Annotated in this window: 26 protein-coding genes; 13 read left to right on the forward strand and 13 right to left on the reverse strand. The window is 68.0% G+C overall.

Annotation, left to right across the window (positions count from 1 at the left end):
- Nucleotides 1-39: 39 nt before the first annotated feature.
- The 3 genes from ACFQ6S_RS21345 to ACFQ6S_RS21355 all read right to left on the reverse strand — a co-directional run bounded on the left by ACFQ6S_RS21345 (nt 40) and on the right by ACFQ6S_RS21355 (nt 1,789).
- The gene (locus ACFQ6S_RS21345; protein WP_383411882.1) at nt 40-900 is read right to left on the reverse strand and encodes an IclR family transcriptional regulator; all 861 of its coding nucleotides are present in this window, start codon (nt 898-900) and stop codon (nt 40-42) included.
- Nucleotides 901-1,098: 198 nt separating this feature from the next.
- Nucleotides 1,099-1,311 carry a DUF5326 family protein gene (locus ACFQ6S_RS21350; RefSeq protein ID WP_030957557.1) on the reverse strand — a complete coding sequence of 71 codons (213 nt, stop codon included), beginning with the start codon at nt 1,309-1,311 and terminating at the stop codon, nt 1,099-1,101.
- A 160-nt stretch (nt 1,312-1,471) separates the two neighbouring features.
- The gene (locus ACFQ6S_RS21355; RefSeq protein ID WP_383411886.1) at nt 1,472-1,789 is read right to left on the reverse strand and encodes a cupin domain-containing protein; all 318 of its coding nucleotides are present in this window, start codon (nt 1,787-1,789) and stop codon (nt 1,472-1,474) included.
- 60 nt (nt 1,790-1,849) lie between these two features.
- Between ACFQ6S_RS21355 and ACFQ6S_RS21360 the strand changes: the two genes are divergently transcribed.
- The 5 genes from ACFQ6S_RS21360 to ACFQ6S_RS21380 all read left to right on the forward strand — a co-directional run bounded on the left by ACFQ6S_RS21360 (nt 1,850) and on the right by ACFQ6S_RS21380 (nt 5,576).
- Nucleotides 1,850-2,227 (forward strand): phage holin family protein, encoded by a 378-nt coding sequence (locus tag ACFQ6S_RS21360; RefSeq protein WP_383411889.1) that lies wholly within the window; start codon nt 1,850-1,852, stop codon nt 2,225-2,227.
- 7 nt (nt 2,228-2,234) lie between these two features.
- Nucleotides 2,235-2,726 (forward strand): low molecular weight protein-tyrosine-phosphatase, encoded by a 492-nt coding sequence (locus ACFQ6S_RS21365; RefSeq protein ID WP_383411892.1) that lies wholly within the window; start codon nt 2,235-2,237, stop codon nt 2,724-2,726.
- Nucleotides 2,723-3,868, forward strand: coding sequence for a cystathionine gamma-lyase (locus ACFQ6S_RS21370; protein WP_383411895.1), 1,146 nt, complete (start codon nt 2,723-2,725; stop codon nt 3,866-3,868). The genes ACFQ6S_RS21365 and ACFQ6S_RS21370 overlap by 4 nt, the downstream gene beginning before the upstream one ends.
- 231 nt (nt 3,869-4,099) lie before the next feature.
- Nucleotides 4,100-5,005, forward strand: a complete 906-nt coding sequence (locus tag ACFQ6S_RS21375) for a LysR family transcriptional regulator (protein ID WP_383411898.1) — start codon at nt 4,100-4,102, stop codon at nt 5,003-5,005.
- A gap of 88 nt (nt 5,006-5,093) precedes the next feature.
- On the forward strand, nt 5,094-5,576 hold the full coding sequence (locus tag ACFQ6S_RS21380; RefSeq protein WP_383411901.1) for an NUDIX domain-containing protein: 483 nt from the start codon (nt 5,094-5,096) through the stop codon (nt 5,574-5,576).
- A 29-nt stretch (nt 5,577-5,605) separates the two neighbouring features.
- On the opposite strand, the gene ACFQ6S_RS21385 is transcribed toward ACFQ6S_RS21380, so the two are convergent.
- On the reverse strand, nt 5,606-7,321 hold the full coding sequence (locus ACFQ6S_RS21385; protein ID WP_383411904.1) for a globin domain-containing protein: 1,716 nt from the start codon (nt 7,319-7,321) through the stop codon (nt 5,606-5,608).
- Between the two features lie 394 nt (nt 7,322-7,715).
- The gene (locus ACFQ6S_RS21390; protein ID WP_383411907.1) at nt 7,716-8,348 is read right to left on the reverse strand and encodes an HAD family hydrolase; all 633 of its coding nucleotides are present in this window, start codon (nt 8,346-8,348) and stop codon (nt 7,716-7,718) included.
- 253 nt (nt 8,349-8,601) lie between these two features.
- On the opposite strand from ACFQ6S_RS21390, the gene ACFQ6S_RS21395 reads away from it, so the two are divergent.
- Nucleotides 8,602-9,468, forward strand: coding sequence for a GNAT family N-acetyltransferase (locus ACFQ6S_RS21395; RefSeq protein ID WP_383411910.1), 867 nt, complete (start codon nt 8,602-8,604; stop codon nt 9,466-9,468).
- Nucleotides 9,469-9,547: 79 nt separating this feature from the next.
- On the opposite strand, the gene ACFQ6S_RS21400 is transcribed toward ACFQ6S_RS21395, so the two are convergent.
- Nucleotides 9,548-9,970, reverse strand: coding sequence for a heme-binding protein (locus tag ACFQ6S_RS21400; RefSeq protein ID WP_383411913.1), 423 nt, complete (start codon nt 9,968-9,970; stop codon nt 9,548-9,550).
- A 108-nt stretch (nt 9,971-10,078) separates the two neighbouring features.
- A complete protein-coding gene (locus tag ACFQ6S_RS21405) occupies nt 10,079-11,290 on the reverse strand; it encodes an MFS transporter (RefSeq protein ID WP_383411916.1) in 1,212 nt (403 codons plus the stop codon).
- A 142-nt stretch (nt 11,291-11,432) separates the two neighbouring features.
- Here ACFQ6S_RS21405 and ACFQ6S_RS21410 point away from each other — a divergent pair, with 142 nt between their 5' ends.
- Together ACFQ6S_RS21410 and ACFQ6S_RS21415 are read left to right on the forward strand one after the other, a co-directional pair.
- Nucleotides 11,433-11,891 (forward strand): MarR family winged helix-turn-helix transcriptional regulator, encoded by a 459-nt coding sequence (locus ACFQ6S_RS21410; RefSeq protein WP_383411919.1) that lies wholly within the window; start codon nt 11,433-11,435, stop codon nt 11,889-11,891.
- 9 nt (nt 11,892-11,900) lie between these two features.
- Nucleotides 11,901-12,353 carry a GNAT family N-acetyltransferase gene (locus ACFQ6S_RS21415; RefSeq protein WP_383411922.1) on the forward strand — a complete coding sequence of 151 codons (453 nt, stop codon included), beginning with the start codon at nt 11,901-11,903 and terminating at the stop codon, nt 12,351-12,353.
- Between the two features lie 89 nt (nt 12,354-12,442).
- On the opposite strand, the gene ACFQ6S_RS21420 is transcribed toward ACFQ6S_RS21415, so the two are convergent.
- The gene (locus ACFQ6S_RS21420) at nt 12,443-13,834 is read right to left on the reverse strand and encodes a serine hydrolase domain-containing protein (protein WP_383411925.1); all 1,392 of its coding nucleotides are present in this window, start codon (nt 13,832-13,834) and stop codon (nt 12,443-12,445) included.
- Between the two features lie 102 nt (nt 13,835-13,936).
- Here ACFQ6S_RS21420 and ACFQ6S_RS21425 point away from each other — a divergent pair, with 102 nt between their 5' ends.
- Together ACFQ6S_RS21425 and ACFQ6S_RS21430 are read left to right on the forward strand one after the other, a co-directional pair.
- On the forward strand, nt 13,937-14,941 hold the full coding sequence (locus ACFQ6S_RS21425; protein ID WP_383411928.1) for an RNA-binding protein: 1,005 nt from the start codon (nt 13,937-13,939) through the stop codon (nt 14,939-14,941).
- Between the two features lie 216 nt (nt 14,942-15,157).
- Nucleotides 15,158-15,724, forward strand: a complete 567-nt coding sequence (locus ACFQ6S_RS21430) for a dihydrofolate reductase family protein (protein ID WP_383411930.1) — start codon at nt 15,158-15,160, stop codon at nt 15,722-15,724.
- Between the two features lie 105 nt (nt 15,725-15,829).
- Here the strand turns inward: ACFQ6S_RS21430 and dnaB are convergent, their stop codons facing one another.
- Nucleotides 15,830-17,308 (reverse strand): replicative DNA helicase, encoded by a 1,479-nt coding sequence (dnaB, locus tag ACFQ6S_RS21435; protein ID WP_383411933.1) that lies wholly within the window; start codon nt 17,306-17,308, stop codon nt 15,830-15,832.
- A gap of 459 nt (nt 17,309-17,767) precedes the next feature.
- Between dnaB and ACFQ6S_RS21440 the strand changes: the two genes are divergently transcribed.
- On the forward strand, nt 17,768-19,105 hold the full coding sequence (locus ACFQ6S_RS21440) for an MATE family efflux transporter (RefSeq protein ID WP_383411935.1): 1,338 nt from the start codon (nt 17,768-17,770) through the stop codon (nt 19,103-19,105).
- Nucleotides 19,106-19,273: 168 nt separating this feature from the next.
- Here the strand turns inward: ACFQ6S_RS21440 and rplI are convergent, their stop codons facing one another.
- The 4 genes from rplI to rpsF all read right to left on the reverse strand — a co-directional run bounded on the left by rplI (nt 19,274) and on the right by rpsF (nt 21,007).
- Nucleotides 19,274-19,720, reverse strand: coding sequence for a 50S ribosomal protein L9 (gene rplI, locus ACFQ6S_RS21445; RefSeq protein ID WP_383411937.1), 447 nt, complete (start codon nt 19,718-19,720; stop codon nt 19,274-19,276).
- Between the two features lie 18 nt (nt 19,721-19,738).
- Entirely contained in the window at nt 19,739-19,975 is a 237-nt protein-coding gene (rpsR, locus tag ACFQ6S_RS21450) for a 30S ribosomal protein S18 (protein ID WP_003949403.1), read from the reverse strand.
- 58 nt (nt 19,976-20,033) lie between these two features.
- The gene (locus tag ACFQ6S_RS21455; RefSeq protein ID WP_383411940.1) at nt 20,034-20,636 is read right to left on the reverse strand and encodes a single-stranded DNA-binding protein; all 603 of its coding nucleotides are present in this window, start codon (nt 20,634-20,636) and stop codon (nt 20,034-20,036) included.
- 80 nt (nt 20,637-20,716) lie between these two features.
- On the reverse strand, nt 20,717-21,007 hold the full coding sequence (gene rpsF, locus ACFQ6S_RS21460) for a 30S ribosomal protein S6 (protein WP_010353482.1): 291 nt from the start codon (nt 21,005-21,007) through the stop codon (nt 20,717-20,719).
- A gap of 262 nt (nt 21,008-21,269) precedes the next feature.
- Between rpsF and ACFQ6S_RS21465 the strand changes: the two genes are divergently transcribed.
- The gene (locus ACFQ6S_RS21465) at nt 21,270-21,578 is read left to right on the forward strand and encodes a hypothetical protein (protein WP_383411943.1); all 309 of its coding nucleotides are present in this window, start codon (nt 21,270-21,272) and stop codon (nt 21,576-21,578) included.
- A 216-nt stretch (nt 21,579-21,794) separates the two neighbouring features.
- Nucleotides 21,795-22,913 carry a peptidoglycan bridge formation glycyltransferase FemX gene (gene femX / locus ACFQ6S_RS21470; protein WP_383411946.1) on the forward strand — a complete coding sequence of 373 codons (1,119 nt, stop codon included), beginning with the start codon at nt 21,795-21,797 and terminating at the stop codon, nt 22,911-22,913.
- Nucleotides 22,914-22,978: the final 65 nt, after the last annotated feature.

Raw genomic sequence — 22,978 nt, forward strand, 5'->3', positions numbered from 1 at the left:
CTTGCTGAACGTACACGAGAGATCACAAGGAGTGAGTTTTCAGATACTGATAGAGATCGCCAGTGACCCCAGGAGTCGTCCGACCTCGTCCTGCAGCTGACGCGCCGCCGGCAGCAGTCGATCGGCCTGTTCGACGGGCAGGGAAATGGCCATCGTCGCGGCGGTGGTGCCCACCGTGATCGGGATCGCCGCACACACCGTGCCCAGCGCGTACTCCTGACGCTCGGTCACCGGCTCCATCCGACGCATCCGTTCCAGACGGCGCAGCAGCGCGCGGCTGTCTCGGACCGTGTACGGGGTGATGGCCTGCACGGGATGGCGCTCGAGGTGATCGAGCCGGGCGTCCTCGTCCAGCTGGGACAGCAGGCACAGCCCGATGGCGTGCGCATGCCCGGTCTCACGGAAGTCGGCCCACTCCTCGACCGCCGGATTGCCGGGGGTGTCCGAGACGCACATGACCTCGATCTCGCCCTCGCGGTACTGGGCGTAGTACACGGGGACCCCGATGGCGTCACGGCACTGGGCGAGCGCGTCGGCGACCGTGCTGCGACGTTTCTGCTCGGCTCCGCTGCTGCTCAGCCGCACGGCGGCCTCACCGAGGAAGAACAGCCCTCTGTCGCGGCGCAGATAGCCCTCGTGCACCAGCGTGCGCAGAAGGTGGTACGCGGTGGGCAGGGCGAGGCCCGTCTCGCGGGCGAGTTGTTTGGCGGGAGCGCCGCACTCGTGCTCGGCGACGCATTCCAGCAGGCGCATCGCACGCTGGACGGATCCGATGAGCGTCGCGGAGTTGGACTGCTCGGAGGTCTGCGGGGAGGCCTGTCGCGGTACCTGAGGTACGGACGAGCGGGGCCGTCCTGGGGGTGCGTGAGGTTCGGAGGGTGCGGTGTCAACCGTGGCCAAGGGTCACTCCCGAAGCGCGAGGGGGGCAGCCCGTGCTGGGGAACACGGGTGGGGGTGTACGCCGCTCGCGGGGCCGGTCCCCGCGTCGATTTTCGGACTCTATTGGCCCGTCGCCACCCGCAGACGCCCGGTCCGGGAAACTTCCCCCGCCCGAGGGAACCGGTGATTCCTGTTACCGCCCACCGGTCCCCACGGCCCTCACCAGTCGCTGCGTGACGAAGAGCTCGACATGAACTTCCGTACGACGTAGATCAGTCCACCCACCAGTGCCACGAAGACCAGCAGCTTGAAGAGCAGTCCGATCACGAACCCGACCACGCTTGCTATCAGCCCCCCGAACACGACCAGGGCGATGACCGGCACCGCGATCCACTTCACCCACCACGGCAGTCCCGCGAAGATCTCACGCATCGCCCTCGTCCTTACCTCTCCGCCCGTCCTGTGCCGGGACCTGATTCTCGAATCTGCTGATTCCCTGCACTCGATGCTAGGACCGGCAGGTGCCCCGGCGGGGCCCTCGCAGCCCTTGTCCTCCCCTGATCGATCCCCTAGGGAACCCTGAGGCCAAGGGTCAGCTCTCGGGCGGAGAGAACATCACGAGCACCCGCAGATCCTCGCTGATGTGGTGGAACTTGTGGGCGACTCCGGCCGGTACGTACACCACGCTGCCGCGCGCCACGTGGGTGGTCTCCATGCCGACGGTGATCTGGGCCCGGCCGCTCACGACGAAGTAGACCTCGTCCTGGTTGTGCGGTTTCTGTGGATCCTGATCTCCCGCATTGAGCGCGTACAGGCCGACGGACATGTTCCGTTCCCGCAGAAACTGCAGGTAGGCGCCCTCATTGGCGGCGCGCTCCGCCTCCAGTTCATCCAGCCGGAATGCCTTCATCGCAGATGTCCGCCCTCATCCCAGTGCTCATGGCCGATCTCGTCTGCCACGATCAGACACATGAAGAATTTCGTAGTCAAGACGATCGCCAACGCAGGCGCCCTGGCGGTCGCCGTCTGGCTGCTCGACAAGATCACCCTCACCGGTGACAGCACGGGCAAGAAGATCGGCACCCTGATAATCGTCGCGCTGATCTTCGGTCTGGTGAACTTCCTCGTCAAGCCGATCGTGAAGCTCCTGAGCCTTCCGCTGCTCATCCTGACGCTCGGTCTGTTCACCCTGATCGTCAACGCGCTGATGCTGCTGCTGACCTCGTGGTTCGCCGACAAGATCGACCTGAGCTTCCACGTCGAGGGCTTCTGGACCGCCGTGCTCGGCGGCCTGATCATCTCCATCGTCTCCTGGGCGCTCAACCTCGCCCTGCCCGACGGGGACTGAGCAAGCGATGACCTACCGCGTCTGCTTCGTCTGCACCGGCAACATCTGCCGCTCGCCGATGGCCGAGTCCGTCTTCCGCGCCCGCGTCGAGGAGGCCGGGCTCGACGGCCTGGTCGAGGTCGACAGCGCCGGCACCGGCGGCTGGCACGAGGGCGACCCGGCCGACCCGCGGACCGTCTCCGTCCTTCAGGAGCACGGCTACGGCGGCGGCCACACGGCCCGGCAGTTCCAGCCGTCCTGGTTCGACCGCCTCGACCTCGTCATCGCCCTCGACTCCGGCCACCTCAAGGCCCTGCGCGGCCTCGCTCCCTCGCCGGAGGACGCCGCGAAGGTGCGCCTGCTGCGTTCCTACGACCCCGCCGCGGGCGACGATCTCGACGTACCGGACCCGTACTACGGCAGCCGGGACGGCTTCGAGGACTGCCTCGAGATGGTGGAGGCGGCGAGCACGGGCCTCCTCGCGGTGGTCCGCCGACAAGTGGAGGGACAGGCGGCATGAGCGGTACGGAGGCACAGGGACTCGGCGGGGACGGCACACGCGCGGTGCGGGCCGGCCTGCCCGAGCCGGTCAAGTACGAACCGACCCTGCCGGGTCCGGTCTTCGCCGCCCACTTCCATCTGCCGGGCGAGCCCACGGGGCCGTACACCTACGGCCGTGACGAGAACCCGACCTGGACCCACCTCGAGCGCGCCATCGGCGAACTGGAGGCGCCGGGGGAGGACGGCGTCGAGACGCTGGTCTTCGCCTCGGGCATGGCCGCGACGTCGTCGGTGCTCTTCTCCCAGCTGCGGACAGGCGACGCGGTCGTCCTGCCCAGCGACGGCTACCAGGCACTGCCCCTGGCACGCGGGCAGCTGGAGGCGTACGGCATCGAGGTGCGGACCGCGCCGACCGGCGGGGACGCGCAGCTCGGCGTCCTGGACGGCGCGAAGCTGCTGTGGACCGAGACCCCGTCCAATCCCGGCCTCGACGTGTGCGACATCCGGCGGCTCGTCTCGGAGGCACACGCGCGCGGCGCGCTCGTCGCCGTCGACAACACGCTCGCGACACCGCTCGGGCAGCGCCCGTTGGAGCTCGGCGCCGACTTCTCCGTGGCCAGCGGCACCAAGCAGCTGACCGGACATGGCGACGTGCTGCTGGGATACGTCACCGGCCGCGACGCCGATGCCATGGCGGCCGTACGGCGCTGGCGCAAGGTCGTCGGGGCGATTCCGGGGCCGATGGAGGCGTGGCTCGCCCACCGATCCATCGCCACGCTCCAGCTGCGCGTGGAGCGGCAGAACGCCACTGCACTGGCGGTCGCCGAGGCTCTGCGGGACTGGCCGGAGGAGCTCGGGGTGCGCTACCCGGGGCTGCCGGGGGACCCCTCGCACAAGATCGCCTCGCAGCAGATGCGGCGCTATGGGTGCGTGGTGTCCTTCACGCTGCCCACGCGCGCGCGTGCCGACCGTTTCCTGGACGCCCTGCGGCTCGTCGACGACGCGACCAGCTTCGGCGGAGTCCGGTCCACGGCCGAGCGCCGCGGACGCTGGGGCGGCGATGCCGTACCGGAGGGCTTCATTCGTATGTCGGTCGGCGCCGAGGATCCGGAGGATCTGGTCGCGGATGTGCTGAGCGCGCTGCACGAATCGGCCCGGTGACCGGGTCCGGCCCTGCGGCCGCCATCGTCCGATTACGTACAACGGGCGGTCCGAACCTCCCCCCTCGTGGCTCGGACCGCCCTCGGTTCCGCGCGCGAAGAACCGCGCGAACAAGGCTAGTTGACTCTCTGTCAGTGTCCAATCACAGTAGCGACAGCGACCTATCGACTTATTTATAGTTGGGACCTGCCCTGGGGGTGAGGAGAAGGGCGGGGAAGGGGAGGGCGTGGGATGGACCTGGCCTTGTTGCGCACCTTTGTGACCGTGCACCGGGCCGGCTCTTTCACCCGCGCCGCCGCGCTGCTGGGACTGTCGCAGCCGGCCGTGACCTCACAGATCCGCACCCTGGAACGCCAGTTGGGCCGCCCCCTGTTCCTACGGCAGGCCCGCGGAGTGACACCGACGACCATCGGCGACGAACTCGCCCACAAGGCCGCACCGCATCTCGACGCCCTGGTCGAGATCGCCGAGACGGGCATCGACGACGAGTCCTCCCTGCGGACCCTGCACCTCGCCGGCCCTCCTGAGTTCACCGCCGAGCGCGCGCTGCCCGCGCTCACCGAGCTGAGGGGTGAGGACGGCCAGGGCTTCGCACTGCGCGCGTCCTTCGGCAATGCCGAGGAGGCCCTGGAAGGCCTGTCCGCCGGACATCATGATCTGGCCATCAGTACGGCCCGTCCGCGCGGCGCGCTGCTCACGGCGACTGCGCTCTGCGACGAGGAGCATGTACTCGTCGCGGCTCCCCGCTGGGTGGACCGAATCGGCGCGGGGCAGCTGCGCCACAAGGGAGCTCACGCGCTGGAGGACGTGCCGGTGGTGGAGGTGCATGAGTCCCTCCCCTTCGTCTCCCGCTATTGGGCATCGGTCTACGACTGCCGCCCCGCCGCTCCGGGCACGGTGATCGTCCCCGACCTGCGCGCGGTCCTCGCCTGTACGGTCGCGGGAGCCGGGCTTGCGGTGCTGCCCCGCTATCTGTGCGCGGACGCGTTGGGCTGCGGCGAGATCGTGGCTCTGCACGATCCGCCGGTGCCGCCGCTGCGGACGTACTTCCTGGTGGTCCGCACCGGAACGCTGGCGATGCCGCATATCGCGCGGGCCCACGAGTGGCTGCTGCGGGCGGCCGGCAACTGGGCCTGAGCAGGACTTTCGGGAACATCGCGCAACGATCTCAACCGGTGACGTCTCGCGATGTTTCACGTGGAACCAGCCGGGCCACATTTCTCCCATGACCGTCCGACCCGTGGTCAAGCGCACCGCACGCGCCGTTCTGCTGGACGGCGACGATCTGATCCTGATCAAGCGCACCAAGCCCGGCCTGGATCCTTACTGGCTCACGCCCGGTGGCGGGGTCGAGCCGACGGACTCGACCGTAGTCGACGCCCTGCATCGCGAGGTCTACGAGGAACTCGGCGCCAAGATCACCGATGTGGTGCCCTGCTTCGTCGACACCGTCGAGCACATCGGCGAGGACGGCGGAGCGACCGGCGTGAAGGTGCAGCACTTCTTCGTCTGCCGCCTGGGGTCCATGGACACCTCCTTGCGGCACGGTCCCGAAGTGGACGAGCCCGTCGGCGAGTACGAGATCGTCCGGGTGCCGTTCACACGGGTCGGGATCGCCTCCGTCCATCTCGTGCCGCTGTCGCTGCGGCACTACCTGGACGGGAACATCGAGGGCGTCCGCGCCATGCACGCGCCCGACCTGGGCTGATCCGACGGCGGCTTGGCCGTCGGCAGATGTCAGTTCGCGGCGGCGACGAGCTCCTCCACCGAGTCATGGCGTATGCGCTCGGCCGGGACACCGAGGTCTCTCAGTACGTCGACACCGCTGCGGATCATGCCGGGCGGTCCGGAGACGAAGGCGTCGTACTCGTTCCAGGGCCCGTACTGGCGTATGGCCTCGGGAAGTTGGAGCAGTCCGTGCCGGTCCACCACCGGGCGGACCTTCAGCCAGGGGTGGGACTGCTGGAGCCTGAGCATCGTGTCGATGTCGTACAGGTCCTGGTCGGTACGGGCGCCGTAGAACACCTCGACCGATCGTCGCTCGCCGTGCTCGGCGACATCCTCGACCAGCGCCTTGATGGGCGCTATGCCCGTGCCTCCGCCCAGGCAGAGCAGACCGCTGTCGGTGGTGTGGTTCACGGTCATCGAACCGGCCGGCGGGCCGAGCCGGATGATGTCTCCCGGCCGGGCGCGGTGCACCAGAGCGTTGGAGACCCAGCCCGCGGGCACGGCCTTCACATGGAACGACAGAAGGCCGTCGGAGCGGGGCGCCGAAGCGAAGGAGTAGTGCCGCCAGATCCTGGGCCACCAAGGTGTCTCCAGGGTTGTGTACTGCCCGGCGAGGAAGGGATAGGGCTGGTCGGGGCGGACGGTGACGACGGCGATGTCCGCGGTCCTGACGTCGTGCGCCACGACCTCCGCGTACCACCAGGCAGGGGCGCGTAGTTCGTCCGCCGCCGCGGCGTCGATCATGACCTGCGAGATCGTCGTGTACGTCCGGACCCAGGCGGCCTCCGTCTCCCCGTCCCAGACGCCCGCGGCGTACTTGCTCAGCGCGCCGATGAGGCACTCGCCGACGGCCGGGTAATGCTCGGGCCTGGTGCCGTACTTGCGGTGACCGCGGCCCAGATTCTGCAGGTAGTCCACCAGGACCGGCGTGTTGTCGATGTGCTCGGCAGCGGTGAGCAGGGCCTTGAGCAGCCGGTCCCGCTGGGTGTCCATCGCGGCCGGGAACAGCTCGCGCAGGTCGGGGTGGCGTACGAAGAGCAGCGCGTAGAAGTACGACGTGACCTTGTCGGCCACGGGGGCGACCTCTGACATCGTCCGGCGGATCAGAGCCGCGTCAGGGGACGCGGATGGGGACGGTGCGGGGCGCTGGGACGGGACGTGCGGCTGCGGGGCGGGCTCTGCGAGGGAAGTCGGCGGCGCGAGCGTGGCAGACGGCGTGAGGGGCGTGGAGCCCGATGGATGGGGCCGTGCTGAGGCGGCCTGGGCGGCCGACGGTGCTCGGTGCGGGGCCGGGGAGGGGGCGGAGACGGGTGCCGAGTGCGTGGGCGGTAGGTGACCGGAAGCCGGTGGTCCCTGGGGCGATGTCGCGAACGCCTCGCGAGGCGGTGTCGGGGCCGGCTGAGGGGTCGGTGGCGGGGCATGCCCGTGGCTCGATATCGGGGGCGGTGCCCCTCGTTGGGGATCCGTTGTTCCGTCGCTCACGCGGTGCGCGTGGTCGGGGCCGGAGCCACTGTCCTGGGCCGACGGAGCCGAGTCATCGGTCGATATCGTCCGGCCCAGCGGGCGCATCGCGGCCAGGCGCCGGCCCTCGGCCGCCTCCTGTTCGCTGCCCGGAGTCGTCGTCGGCTGCTTGCGCGGCGTGAACCAGCCGCCCCCGCCGCCGGAAGTGCCGTTGTCGGCCGACGCGGTGGTCGGAGCGTCCATGGTGAGCCTCGCCTCGAACATCTTTCGGTCGGTCTGCGCACTTCCTCGATCGGAAGGTGCCTGCTTCCCCCGCGACGGCTTGCATTCCCCGTTCGTTGCCGCGAACCAATACGGCCACATTCAACTCGTATTCACACCCGTTACGGACAAGTAAGGCGAGAGTGTGACATTGGCCGCAGTACTCTCACCGCAGCCTCCCACCGTGAGTCGGCGCCCGGGCTCCATAACCGAGAATGCGGGTCTTCGATCTCTCCGTCCCATTAGGCTGCCTTGCCCTGCGTTCGGTCCGAGCCGGGAGTCTGCATCACAGCTCGGAAACGAACCGGAGTCGACCATACCGGCCGTCGCCCCGATCACAAGTCCCCCCTCGCTTGCTCACGAAATGGACGAGGGGATGAACGGCCAATTCCTTCAATTACCTGCCGCTGCGCACCAATTCATAGGCTTCCCACAGATCCATCCCCATGTAGGTATGGGTCGCGAGCCCGGCCAGATGACGGTCCGCATTGACCGCGACGGATACCGGGACCACACCGAACAGGGCCTTGTCCGACAACGAGTCGCCATAGGCGACGCATTCGCCCCGTGTCACCCCGAACTCCCCGCAGAGCCGGTCGGCGATGCGGACCTTGGCCTCGGCGCTGAGCACTCCCGCCGGATCGACCGGCTCGGTGAACGGCACGGAGGGAAAGACCGAGCCGTACGCCGCGTGCGCTCCCCAGCCCGTCAGCCGCTCCACGAAGAAGGAGGGCGAGAGCGAGACGACAGCGCAGTAGTCACCCTGTCCCCTGATCTCCGCCCAGACCTCGCGGATCCGAGTCAGCCACGGAGCGGCCTCGAAGGCGGCCGTCACATGCGCTTCGGTGAGATCGGCCCAAAGCGCGTGTACCCGCTGCGCGTACTCCGGAGGCCCGATCAGCCCCGCCGAGATGTCCCGGTCGAGCACAACGGTCTCCGCCTCCAGCCCGAGCTGTCGTGAGATCTCCACGGGCGCGGATGTGCCGCGCAGGAGCGTGCCGTCCAGATCGAAGAGGTGCAGTCTCGCCATGAGGCACGAGGCTAATGGCGAGCGCTCGATCCAGTGGATGGAGATCTCTCACTCCCATTCCGAGCGCCCTCGCCCGTCTCCATGAACAATCATGTAAAGCCCTCGATGGATGCTGGCCGTTCGCCCATGTTTCACGTGAAACACCCAGCGCCTACCAGAGCGCTGTGCGGCGGACCATGACATGGCCAAAAGCTCGTACGTCTCGCTGGAAACAGGTGGACGACCAGGGCGGTCGTCAGACAGCCTGACCTGCGTGCCGACTCCTTCCCTCGCCGCTCTGCCCATCCGCCGTCTGACGCCTCGCGACCTCACCGCCTGCGCCGACTTGTCCGAGGATCGGGGTTGGCCCCGTGAGGAACACAAGTGGGGGTTCCTCCTCACAGCCGGGAAGGGTTACGGCATCGACGACCCCGACGGTGGGCTCGTGAGCGCATGCGTCGTCACGGAGTACGGACCGCAAGAGCGCCCCGGGCTGGGAGCCATCGGCATGGTCCTGGTCGCCGAGCGGCATGCCCGCCGGGGCATCGGACGCCGGCTGATGCGTCACATCGTCGACTCGATGGGCACGACACCGCTGACGCTGCACGCGACGCCGTACGGCCGCCCGCTCTACGAGGAGCTCGGCTTCAAGGTCACCGGACGGGCGGAGATGCTCCGCGGGCACTTCAGGCCCGACGCCTCGCCGCCCTCGGTGGTCACACGTGCGGCCGCCGCCGAGGACCTCAGCGCCATGGTGCGGCTCGACGAGGAAGTGTTCGGCGCCGACCGCACGCACATCATCACGCGGCTGCCCGCTTTCGCCGACCAGCTTCGCGTCGCCGAGGAGAACGGCCGGATCATCGGTTACGCGGGCGCCTGGCCCAACATGGACACGCAGGTCGTGGGTCCGCTCATCGCCCGCGACACCGAGACCGCCAAGGCGCTCATCGCCTCCCTCGCCGCCCACACCGACCGGTCGTTGCGCACGGACATCGACGTACGCCACGAGGAGTTGCTGGACTGGGCGAAGGAGCACGGTCTGACGTCGGTCGCCTTCAACTCAGTCATGTCATACGGCATCTCGGAGCTGCCCGGCGACTGGACCCGACGCTTCGCTCCGCTCACGGTGGCGGCGGGCTGAGGCGCTCAACCACGGGCGGCACCCGTGGGAAACGCCGGTCCCCATCGGGAACCGGCGCTTTGTCGATACTGAGGTGGCGTCAGGCGAGCGCCTCGATCGCGGCCGTCGCGAACCCATGGTCCTGCTCCGGCGCGCCGCCGCCGACACCGATCGCCCCGATCAGCCGGCCGTCCCGGTGGATCGGCACACCGCCCGCGATGAACAGCAGCGGCCGATCGAGCGCCGTGGGCAGGGTGTGGAAGAGCCCCCCGGGCTGTACGGCGTCGACGAGGTCGGCGGTCGGGGCGTCGAGCTGCAGTGCCGTGTAGGCCTTGCGGGTGCTGGTCTCACCGGAGATCAGCACGGCCCGGTCGTTCCGCCGGAAGGCGAGCAGATGGCCTCCGGCATCCAGGACCGTGACGCTGACGGTCACTCCGGCCTCCTCGGCCGCACGGTGCGCGGCGGCGACGAGGACGTCGGCGTCCTGGGTACTCAGGGGGGTGACTGCGGTGACGGTGCTCATGGGGTTCTCCTTGCGGTTTGTGCTGGGTTGAAGCGGTGAGCGCTGAGGTGGAGGACTGTCATGAAGCCGAAGGTGCGGGGGCGGCCCTGACCCCGCCCACGAGTCGGCTCAGTGATGGGCGACGGCTCGCTGCTCGGCGGGTGTGGCGCCCGTGACGACGGTGCTCGAGCCGGCTCGGTCCCGGCGCTCCAGTGCGGCCGAGAGAATCGCGAGCAGCAGGGCGGCCGCGGCGAGGGCGGCGCCGACCCAGTTGGGGGACGTGTAGCCGAAGCCGGCGGCGATGACGAGCCCGCCGAGCCAGGCGGAGAGGGCGTTGCCGAGGTTGAAGGCACCGATGTTCACGGCCGAGGCGAGCGTCGGGGCGCCGTGCGCCTGGTCGAGGACGCGCTTCTGGAGCGGGGGGACCGTGGCGAAGCCCAGGGCGCCGATCAGCGCGATGGTGACGGCCGCCAGGACCTTGTTGTGGGCCGTGAGCGTGAAGAGCGCGAGCACGACGGCGAGGGCGCCCAGGGAGACGTACAGCAGGGGCATCAGCGCGCGGTCGGCGTACTTGCCGCCGATCAGATTGCCGCCGACCATGCCGAGCCCGAAGAGGACCAGCAGCCAGGTGACGGATCCGTCGGCGAAGCCGGCGACGTGGGTCATCATCGGTGCGATGTAGGTGATGGCCGCGAAGACACCGCCGAAGCCGAGGACCGTCATCGCCATGGCGAGCAGAACCTGGGCGTTCTTGAACGCCGCCAGCTCATGACGCAGCCGTACGCCCTGCGGCTTGGGCAGGTCGGGGACGAGCTTGGCGATGCCGACCAGTCCGACGACGCCGAGGGCGGCAACGATGGCGAAGGTGACGCGCCAGCCCGCGGACTGTCCGACGAGCGTGCCCAGCGGGACGCCGACGACATTGGCCACGGTGAGGCCGGTGAACATCATCGCGATGGCGCCGGCCTTCTTGTCCGGAGCGACCAGTTCGGCCGCGACGACCGAACCGATGCCGAAGAAGGCCCCGTGGGCGAGGGATGCGACCACACGGCCGATCAGCATGACGGCGAAGGCAGGGGCGATGGCCGACAGCAGGTTGCCGACGATGAAGAGTCCCATCAGCAGCATCAGCATCCGCTTGCGGGAGACCTTGGTGCCGAGCACGGTCATGAGCGGAGCGCCGAGGACCACGCCGAGCGCGTAGCCGGTCACCAGGAACCCCGCGGTGGGGATGGAGACCCCGAAGTCACTCGCGACCTCGGGCAGCAAGCCCATGATCACGAACTCGGTCGTTCCGATTCCGAAGGCCCCGATCGCGAGGGCCAGAAGCGCGAGAGGCATGGAGGGGTAACACCTTCCAGGAAGATTGCAGGAGCGCTTTACGCTCGAAGACAATACTTGCATGCGCGGCATACTTGCAAGCGCAGGCTATTGCGATCCTGCTCTACCCTGTCTTCAGCCGCTCCGGCACGGAGGAAAGACCATGACCGCCACGGACCCCGCACTCACCGCCCTCGCCCAGGGCTGGTGCGCCCTCTCCCTGCTGCACGGCAGGATCGAGACCCACATCGAGCGCGCCCTGCAGAGCAAACACGACCTGAGCGTGCGCGAGTACTCCCTGCTCGACGTCCTCAGCCGCCAGCACAACGGCGAAGGCGGCCACCTCCAGATGAAGCAAGTCGCCGACGCCGTCGTCCTCAGCCAGAGCGCCACCACCAGACTCGTGACCCGCCTGGAAGACCGCGGACTGCTCTCCCGCTACCTCTGCCCCACCGACCGCCGCGGCATCTACACCGACGTCACCCCAGCCGGCCTCACACTCCTCGAAGAAGCCCGCCCCACCAACGAGTCGGCCTTGCGCGAAGCCCTCGACGAGGCCACGAAGAGCCCCGAGCTCGTCCCCCTGGTCCGGGCCGTGGAGTCGCTTCCGGCGCCCGCATAGGGTGCGGGCATGGGAGATCTTGAGATACGCCCCGCTGTCGCCGATGACATCCCTGCGATCGTCGGCATGCTCGCCGACGATCCGCTGGGCGCTCAGCGTGAGTCACTGGACGACCTGACCCCTTACTTCGCCGCGTTCGAGCGGCTCAGCGGCGACCCGAACCAGCACATGGTCGTCGCTGCCCGTGAGGGCCGTGTCATCGGCACGCTCCAGCTCACGGTCATTCCCGGGCTGTCCCGGCGCGGCGCCACCAGGTCGATCATCGAGAGCGTACGCATCCACGCCGACGAGCGCGGCAGTGGCCTGGGCACCCTGCTCATCGAGTGGGCGATCGATGAATCCCGACGCCTGGACTGCCAGCTGGTGCAGCTGACCTCCGACCAGAGCCGTACGGACGCCCGCCGCTTCTATGAGCGGCTTGGCTTCACGGCCTCGCACGTGGGCTTCAAGCTCGAGCTGTGAAACGCCGAAGCGCCTGTTTCACGTGAAACAGGCGCTTCGCCGCGCATACGCCTCGCCGGAGTGACACTTCCTAGCGCTGCACCGGACGGTCAGGACGAGCCGATCCCCCGCCACCCCTCGGGAGCCACTCCACCCGGCACGGCAGCCCCCTCTTCGTACGGCTGACGCGTGAACACGAACGACCCGAGGTCCAGGTGGTCCAAGGTCCCGTCGGGCCGTCGTACGGCCTTCAGGAGCTCGCCGGCGTAGTAGCCCTCCAGCCCCGTCCAAGTGCCGTCACCGTTAGAACGGAACCGTGAGCGGCGGCCCTTGCCGGACAACGGCTCCAGCGAGACCAGTCCATCGGCCGTCAACCGCAGCGCGAAGGCGTGCGTTCCCCAGTACCACTGCCCGGCCAGCTCCAGGACTGCTGCGTCGGCCTCCGGCATCGGGCGCCAGGGCTCGGGAATCCGCGGCTCGGCCTCGGCGACGATACGGACGAGGTCGGCGGCGACTGTGAACAGCATCGGGCCGGAGGTGCAGTTGGCCAGGACGACAGCGGCGAGATCGTCCTCCACGCTGACGGTGAGACAGGCAAGGAAGCCCGGCAAGGACCCCGTGTGGCCGAGGAGAGTCCTGCCGTCCTGATGCCGGATCTCCAGGCCAAGGCAGTAGGCATAGCCGCTCGCCACATCCGCCACCTCCTGCGGACCCGCGGGCGTCCTCATCTCCCGCAGCGAGTCGGCACTCAGCACACGGTCGTCGCCCTGGATCAGGAAGGCCGCGAACCGCGCCAAGTCAGCCGTCGTCGACCAGAGTTGGCCGGCCGGTGCCATGCGTCCGAGGTCCTCGACCGGCTCGGGAAGCATCACATCGGCCCAGGGATGCACCGCCCAACCTCCCGCGTGCGGCGCCTGCGGTCGCGTACTCGTGCGGTTCAGCCCCAGGGGTTCGAGCACTTCGCGCCGGAGTACGTCCTCCCAAGGAGCCTCCCGCAGCCTCTCGACCAGCGCACCCAGCAACGTGTAGCCCGGGTTCGAGTAGTGGAACCGGCGGCCGGACGGATGCAGGAAGGGCTGTTCGCCCAGGACGTCGGACAGCTCGGGCCGCAGGGATCCGGAGGTCCGCTCCCACCACGGCCCTGGCGACTCGGCCGCCAGTCCACTGGTGTGCGCAAGCAGTTCGGCGATGGTGGCCTCCCCCGCACCGGTACCCGGCAGATGCTTCTCCAGCGGGTCACCGAGAGCGAGCAAGCCCTCGTCGCGCAGTCGCAGAACGAGGACGGCGGTGAAGCTCTTGGTAATCGAGCCGATGCGGTACTGCACATTCTCGTCCGGCCCGTGCCCGTCCACCGAGGTACGCGACCCGTGCCACACCGCCTGGCCGTCCCGCACCACCGCGGCCACCAGTGAAGGCGCGCGTCCTTCGGCCTGAGCCACGGCGATGCGGTGCAGCAGCGCCCGGCGCGTGGCGGGCAGCAGCTCATCCTGAGATGTCGTCATGCCCCCAGTCCACCCCGATCACCACTTGGGAGTCGAGCGCATAACCAGGGCGTCTCCCACCAGGGACTGCACGGCGTCAGGGCTCTACTGGAAGATGGGGAGGTGCAGCTCCCCTACGTCTACCGCGTCACCAAGTACGACCCCGCCGACCGCGATGAACACGGGCACTACACGGGCACCGAGGACACCGTCAGCGATCACGGCACGATCGAGGCGGCCTATCTGCAGGCGGTCCTGGCGTTCGCCGTGGAGACCGGCATCGATCGATTGTCCGTCCGCGAGCCGCAGGCCCCGGCCCTCGCGAGCTTCGGCCTCGAGCGGCCGCTGAGGAACTTCGGGCTTGAAGGACTCTTTCCGACCGGTCTTACCGGCTTCCATGAAGGAGCAGAGGTGCCGCTCGATATCGGGCTGGAGCTGGTCCGGCTCATGCTTCGCGACAGCGGCGCATGGTGCCGACTGGAGGCGGAGGGCACATTTGCCGTGCACGTCGGATGGGACCAGTACCTCTACGTCAGCAGCAGCCGGCCATGCGAGGAGGCACTCGCACGAACCCGCGCGCTCGGACTGTTCCCAGAACGCCTGGATGCCTCCCCGTACGGCTTCGAGGCCGAGGAGGAAGGTGTCCAACGGCCCGGCAACGATGACTTCTGGGCCGACCTGCACCGGGCAGTCGCCAACGGCAGCGCCCGAGTCCTGGAAGAGACGTATCTCGACGGCGCGTCACGATGGCACCGCCTCACTCACGACACCGTCGACACGGTTCGCGCCGGAGTGATGCCCCGGGCCCGTCTAGCCGTATGGCCGCTCCTGTCCTCCGACATCGACGCCGTCCTGAGAGCCCTCCCCACAGAAGGCCTCGTCGAAGGCGTCTGGCAGGACAACGACGGTCGCATCCAGAGCGCCATCGCCGACGAGACCGCGTTCCCTGAACTGACCGCCCGGTTGCGCAGCGCCACCGCCGCCGCACTTCTCTCCGTATATGCAGGTGAAAGCGTTCCTCTGTTCACCGCTGTCATGCCCGACAACGACGGAGTCCTAAGAGCTCGTTGGCGGACCGAGCCGACGCCGAACGACCGGAACTGGGCCCTGCGCCACCCCGAAGGGTGAGCGCTCCCGATCAGACCGGAGGGTGTGGGGTTTCGCCGCTCGTGACATGTCGATCTTGCGTGACCCGGGCGTTCTTGGCGGCTTGCCCGCGTCGGCCGAGTACGCCACGCTGAGCCCCGAGCACGAGGACTACCGGCGAGCCCAGATCGCGCACCGATGAGTTTCCCGCGCCGCGCTGGTCCATACGCCGGACACCCACGGACGGAAGGCTGGGCCATGCGGAAACTGATCTACGGCATGAACCTGACCCTGGACGGCTACATCGCCGCGGCCGGCGACGACATCGGCTGGAGCGGACCGCCGAGCCCCGAGCTGTTCCAGTGGTGGCTCGACCACGAGCACGCGAATGGCCTGTCGCTGTATGGGCGCAAGCTGTGGGAGGCGATGAGCTCCTACTGGCCGACCGGCGACCAGCGGCCGGGCGCCACCCCGGCGGAGATCGAGTTCGCGCGGAACTGGCGGGACACGCCGAAGGTGGTGTTCTCCTCGACGATCGACAAGGTCGACTGGAACACGCGCCTGGTCACCGGCGACGCGATCGCCGAGATCACCCGGCTCAAGGCCGAGGACGGCGGCCCGATGAACATCGGCGGCGCAACGCTCGCCGGGGCAGCCATGCGCGCCGGGCTGATCGACGAGTACGTGATCGCCACCCATCCGGTCCTGGTGGGCGGCGGCACGCCGTTCTTCACCGCGCTGGACAGCTGGGTGAACCTGAACCTGGTGGAGACGCGGACGCTTCCCGGCGGCGTGGTCCTGACCAGGTACGAGACGAGGCGCTGAGCAGCAGCACCCACGCGCTAGTCACACGGTGATGTCGTATACGACATCGGTACGACACGGCCCGTGAGATTACGACATCAGCCGCGAGACCCTACAAGAGGCCGATCAGGTCTGCGCCATGTCCACAAACCGTGAGTAGTGGCCCTGGAAGGCGACCGTGATCGTCGCCGTCGGACCGTTACGGTGCTTGCCCACGATGATGTCCGCCTCGCCCGCGCGCGGCGATTCCTTCTCGTAGGCGTCCTCGCGGTGCAGCAGGATCACCATGTCCGCGTCCTGCTCGATGGAGCCGGACTCACGCAGGTCGGACACCATGGGCTTCTTGTCGGTGCGCTGCTCGGGGCCACGGTTGAGCTGCGAAAGCGCGATCACCGGGACCTCCAGCTCCTTCGCCAGGAGCTTGAGGTTACGGGACATGTCCGAGACCTCCTGCTGACGGCTCTCGGAACGCTTGGAACCGCCGGACTGCATCAGCTGCAGGTAGTCGATGATCACGAGCTTGATGTCGTTGCGTTGCTTCAGCCGACGGCACTTCGCACGGATCTCCATCATCGACAGGTTCGGGGAGTCGTCGATGTAGAGCGGCGCCGCCGAGACCTCGGGCATCCGTCTGGCCAGCCGGGTCCAGTCCTCGTCCGTCATGGTTCCGGAACGCATGTGATGCAGGGCCACACGCGCCTCGGCCGACAGCAGACGCATCGCGATCTCGTTGCGCCCCATTTCCAGGGAGAAGATGACACTCGCCAGGTTGTGCTTGATCGACGCCGCCCTCGCGAAGTCCAGTGCGAGCGTGGACTTACCCATCGCGGGACGGGCGGCGATAACGATCATCTGGCCCGGATGCAGCCCGTTGGTGAGCGAGTCGAGGTCCGTGAACCCGGTGGGCACACCGGTCATCTCGCCGGTACGCGAGCCGATCGCCTCGATCTCGTCGAGCGCGCCCTCCATGATGTCGCCGAGGGGGAGGTAGTCCTCGCTGGTGCGCTGCTCGGTGACCGCGTAGATCTCGGCCTGGGCGCGGTTGACGATCTCGTCGACGTCGTCGTCGGCCGCGTATCCCATCTGTGTGATGCGAGTGCCGGCCTCGACCAGACGGCGCAGCACGGCCCGCTCGTGCACGATCTCGGCGTAGTACTCGGCGTTCGCCGCCGTCGGCACCGTCTGGACCAGGGTGTGCAGATACGAGGCGCCGCCGACCTTGTTGATCTCGCCGCGCTTGGTGAGCTCGGCGGCGATGGTGATCGGGTCGGCCGGCTCACCCTTGGCGTAGACGTCGAGGACCGCCTGGAAGATGGTCTCGTGCGCGGGCTTGTAGAAGTCGTGGCCCTTGAGGACCTCGACCACGTCGGCGATGGCGTCCTTGGACAGCAGCATGCCGCCGAGGACGGACTGCTCGGCGTCGAGGTCCTGCGGCGGGACCCGCTCGAAGGCCGAGCCACCGCCCTCCCACTCGCCGTTGTCCCGGCCGCGATCATGCTGGTCGTCGCGTCCCCGGCCACCATCACCACGGCGGCGGGAGGCGGGCAGACGATCACTGGGGCCGCTCTCGGCCCACGGGTCGTCCAAGGGCTCGGAAATAGACACCGAGCCACCTCCTCCCGTCCGCCGAGCGGACCTCGCCGTGCCCCTCAGTTCTACGGCACGCCACTGACAAATAAGAGGCCCAACTCCGGTTCTGGCACGTCGGTTTTGTGACGCTTTCACGGCCGACGGACGGAGTGGGCGCCGGACCACGGTAGGCCCGCGGGCACCGTCAGCCAATCTGGTTATCCACAGGCCATGTGGACGACGGCTCAGATGCTGTGGAGAACTCAGCAAAACCTGTGCACGACACGGTGGACAGCCCTGTGAACAAGCTCCGAGCGATTCTCAGAAAGCCACTCTGACCAGCCTTTTTGCCATCCACCGGCTGTGCAGAAGAAAAACTTTCCCAGTCGGACCAAGATCGCTTCGAACGGTGCGCGAAAGCTCACGGCACGAGACTGCGAGTAAGGGTCACTACCTGATTGCATCTCTTACCTGTGGACGATTAGATTGGTGGCCATGACACAGGCCCCCGCGACCCCCAAGGCCGCCAGGCGACAGCACGATCGAGAGATCGTCGCACTGGCCGTACCGGCCTTCGGCGCACTCGTCGCCGAGCCCCTCTTCGTCATGGCCGACAGTGCGATCGTCGGCCATCTCGGCACCTCCCAGCTCGCCGGGCTCGGGGTCGCTTCGGCACTCCTCATGACAGCGGTCAGCGTCTTCGTCTTCCTCGCCTACGCCACCACGGCAGCGGTCGCGCGACGCGTCGGCGCCGACGACCTCCCAGCGGCGATACGCCAGGGCATGGACGGCATCTGGCTGGCCATCCTCCTGGGTGTAGCCGTCGTCGCGGTCGTCCTGCCCACAGCGCCGTTCCTCGTGGAACTCTTCGGCGCCTCCGACACCGCCGCCCCGTACGCGACCACCTATCTACGGATCTCGGCCCTCGGCATACCGGCCATGCTCGTCGTGCTCGCCTCCACCGGCGTGCTGCGTGGCCTCCAGGACACCAGAACCCCGCTCTATGTCGCCGTCGCGGGCTTCATCGCCAACGCGGTCCTCAACGTGGCCCTCGTCTACGGCGCCGGTCTCGGCATCGCGGGCTCCGCTTGGGGAACCGTCATCGCCCAGTGCGGCATGGCCATCATCTATCTGGTGGTGGTGGTCCGCGGTGCGCGCGAACACGGTGCCTCCCTGCGTCCCGACGCGGCCGGCATAAGGGCCTCCGCTCAGGCTGGAGTGCCTCTGCTGGTCCGCACCCTCTCGCTCCGGGCGATCCTGCTGATCGCGACGGCTGTCGCTGCCCGACTCGGAGACGCCGACATCGCGGCACACCAGATCATCCTTTCGCTGTGGAGCCTGCTCGCCTTTGCGCTGGACGCCATTGCCATCGCCGGACAGGCCATCATCGGGCGGTATCTCGGTGCCGGCGATGCCGAGGGCGCTCGAGCCGCCTGCCGCCGCATGGTGGAGTGGGGTATCGCAGCCGGCCTCGCCCTCGGGCTGCTCGTGGTGATCGCCCGGCCGCTCTTCCTGCCGCTGTTCACCAGCGATCCGGTCGTCAAGGACGCTGCCCTGCCCGCCCTTCTCGTCGTGGCGCTCTCCCAGCCGATCTGCGGAGTCGTCTTCGTCCTGGACGGCGTCCTGATGGGAGCGGGCGACGGTCCCTACCTCGCCTGGGCCATGGTGCTCACCCTGGCCGTGTTCACCCCGGTCGCGTTGCTCGTCCCCGTACTCGGTGGCGGCCTGACGGCCGTGTGGGCGGCCATGACGCTGATGATGGCCGTGCGCATGCTGACTCTCTGGGGGCGTACACGCTCGGGCCGCTGGATCGTCACGGGCGCGACGCGCTGACTGTTTCACGTGAAACAGCGTGTTTCACGTGAAACGGCCACGGTCCGTTCTCTGGTGCACGCCAGCCATGGGGCCCCAGCCCGTTCGCTACGAAGAATGATGGGGCCGTACCCCAGCGGGTACGGCCCCATCATTCAACTGTGCAAACCGAACGCAGCGATGCAGCGATCAGGCCGCGACGACCTCGACGCTGACCTTGGCGGCAACCTCGGGGTGCAGACGCACGAACGTCTCGTGAGCGCCCAGCGTCTTGATCGGCGAACCGAGCTCGATGCGGCGCTTGTCGACCTCGGGGCCACCGGACGCCTTGATCGCCGAAGCGACGTCGGCCGGGGTGACGGAACCGAAGAGACGGCCGGCGTCGCCCGAGCGGACGGCCAGACGGACCTTGACGGCCTCGAGCTGGCCCTTGACCTGGTTGGCCTGCTCGATGGTCTGGATCTCGTGGATCTTGCGAGCACGACGGATCTGCTCGACGTCCTTCTCGCCACCCTTGGTCCAGCGGATAGCGAACTTCCGCGGGATCAGGTAGTTGCGAGCGTAACCGTCCTTGACGTCGACGACGTCGCCCGCGGCACCGAGGCCGGAGACCTCGTGGGTGAGGATGATCTTCATGTGTCGGTCACCCTTCCCTTATCGCGCGGTGGAGGTGTAGGGCAGCAGCGCCATCTCACGGCTGTTCTTCACAGCCGTGGCGACGTCACGCTGGTGCTGCGTGCAGTTGCCGGTCACGCGGCGGGCACGGATCTTGCCGCGGTCGGAAATGAACTTCCGCAGCATGTTCGTGTCCTTGTAGTCCACGTACGTGACCTTGTCCTTGCAGAATGCGCAGACCTTCTTCTTCGGCTTGCGCACAGGCGGCTTCGCCATGGTGTATCTCCTGTGTGATCAAGAAGTTTGGGTACGACCCCGCCCTCGACCTGAAGGTCTAGAAGGGGGGCTCGTCCGAGTAGCCGCCGCCACTGCCGCCAGCGCCGCCGGAGTTTCCACCCCAGCCGCCTCCGCCGCCGCCCTGCTGGCCACCGGCGGGAGCACCGGTCGCCCACGGGTCGTCGGCGGGAGCACCGCCGCCCTGCTGGCCGCCGCCGGAGTTTCCACCCCAGCCGCCGCCACCCTGGCCGCCGCCACCGCCGCCGCCGTAACCACCCTGGCCACCGCGAGCGCCACCGGAGGTCTTGGTGACCTTCGCCGTGGCGTTCCGCAGGCTGGCGCCGACTTCCTCGACGTCCAGCTCGTAGACCGTGCGCTTGACGCCCTCACGGTCCTCGTAGGACCGCTGCTTCAGCCGGCCCTGCACGATGACGCGCATGCCTCGCTGGAGCGACTCGGCGACGTTCTCCGCCGCCTGCCGCCAGACCGAGCAGGTCAGGAACAGGCTCTCGCCGTCCTTCCACTCATTCGTCTGACGGTCGAAGGTGCGGGGGGTGGACGCGACACGGAACTTCGCGACCGCCGCACCGGAAGGGGTGAAGCGCAGCTCGGGGTCGTCGACAAGATTGCCGACGACCGTGATGACGGTCTCGCCTGCCATGGGGAACCTCTCGGCGGGTTTGCTGCTCTGGCTGCTTGGTTGCTGCTACTCGAATCCCGAGATCAGCTGAGCGGAAGAGCTCAGTGGGTCTCGGGGCGGAGGACCTTGGTCCGGAGGACCGACTCGTTCAGGTTCATCTGGCGGTCGAGCTCCTTGACGATCGCGGGCTCAGCCTGCAGATCGATGACCGAGTAGATGCCCTCGGGCTTCTTCTTGATCTCGTACGAGAGACGACGACGGCCCCAGGTGTCGACCTTCTCGACCTTGCCGTTGCCCTCACGGACGACGGAGAGGAAGTTCTCGATCAGGGGGGCGACAGCGCGCTCCTCCAGATCGGGGTCGAGGATGACCATCACCTCGTAGTGACGCATGTGGAACCCACCTCCTTTGGACTCAGCGGCCACGGTCGTTCCGTGGCAGGAGGGTTGTGATGCGTACGCAACGGTATCGGCCGCCACTGACAATCGGGGATGACCTCGCGGTTCCCGAGCTGGCCCGGGCAGACACCGGTGCAGACGGTACACACTACCCGCACACCCGCGTCCGGTTGAAATCCGGCCGCCGTCGCCCACAATCTGTACACATCGGGTGTGTATGGCGCTACGATGCGCCGTCTTCCGCAGGAGGTGCCCTATGGCACAGGCATTGCGACCCAACACCGTCGGAGGCCTTTTCGCCACGGACGGAAAGTCCCATCCCATCCAGGACACTCTGCTCGTGGTGACCCTGGTGCTCGGCATCACGTCGTTCATCACGGCCCAGTTCCACTTCTTGCACCTGCTCAGCTCCTGGACCGGTCTGGTGGGCATCCTCACCGGTGCCTACGGCCAGTGGATCTCGGTGACGACCCGTGAACGGTTCGGTCTGATCCTGGGCCTCGGTGCCTCCGGATTCGGTTTCTTCCTCGGCATGGCGCACGGCGGGCTCTTCGGCGGCTTCTGACGCCGGGGACAGCGCCCTCCTCGCACCGGCCGCGGAGACCGTCCTCCGAACACCGGCAGAACAGCGCATAGAACACCCTCGAACGCCCCGGCGGCCCATCAGGCCGGGACGTAGCTGCCGTACGCCCAGTCGGGGCGCTCCCGAGGCGCAGTAGGCTTCCGCGAGAGCCGGAGCCCCTGTACCCATGGGGACACACCAGCCCGAGGAGCGCCCCGAATGAGCCTGACCCTGAGGACGATCAGTCGCGAGCAGCATCTGGCATACATCCAGAGCCTGCCGGCGGCGAGCCACATGCAGGTCCCGGCCTGGGCAGACGTCAAGGCGGAGTGGCGTTCGGAGAGCCTCGGCTGGTTCGACAGGAGCGGTGAACTGGTCGGCGCGGGCCTCGTCCTCTACCGGCAGCTGCCCAAGATCAAGCGCTACCTCGCCTATCTGCCCGAGGGCCCGGTCATCAACTGGTTCGCGCCGAATCTCACCGACTGGCTGGAACCGATGCTCGCGCACCTGAAGAACCAGGGCGCCTTCTCCGTGAAGATGGGCCCGCCGGTGATCATCCGGCGCTGGGAGGCGGGCTCCATCAAGGCGGGCATCCAGAACCCGGACGTGAAGCGGCTGCGCGACATCGAGGCCGACTTCATCGAGCCGCGCGCTTTCGAGGTGGCCGACAAGCTCCGTCGTATGGGCTGGCAGCAGGGCGAGGACGGCGGGGCCGGCTTCGGCGACGTGCAGCCGCGCTACGTCTACCAGGTGCCGCTGGCCAACCGGTCCCTGGAAGAGGTCCACAAGAACTTCAACCAGCTGTGGCGACGCAACATCAAGAAGGCCGAGAAGGCGGGCGTCGAGGTCGTCCAGGGCGGCTACCAGGACCTCGAGGAATGGCAGCGGCTGTACGAGATCACCGCTGTGCGCGACCACTTCCGGCCGCGCCCGCTGTCGTACTTCCAGCGCATGTGGACGGCCCTCAACACCGAGGATCCCAACCGCATGCGGCTGTACTTCGCCCGCCACAACGGTGTGAACCTCTCGGCGGCGACGATGCTGATCGTGGGCGGCCATGTCTGGTACTCCTACGGCGCCTCCGACAACATCGGCCGTGAGGTCCGGCCCTCGAACGCGATGCAGTGGCGGATGCTGCGCGACGCCTACGCGCTCGGCGCCACCGTCTACGACCTGCGCGGCATCTCCGACTCGCTGGACGAGACCGACCACCTCTTCGGCCTGATCCAGTTCAAGGTGGGCACCGGCGGGCAGGCGGCCGAATACCTCGGCGAGTGGGACTTCCCGCTCAACAAGCTGCTCCACAAGGCGCTCGACATCTACATGTCGCGTCGCTGACCTCGCATTCTCTGCTTCGATACCGTCAACAGCTGCACCGTCGATAGCTTCCATATCTCTGATAC

The sequence above is a fragment of the Streptomyces sp. NPDC056479 genome, from assembly GCF_042795335.1.
In the GTDB taxonomy this organism is placed as follows: Bacteria; Actinomycetota; Actinomycetes; order Streptomycetales; family Streptomycetaceae; genus Streptomyces.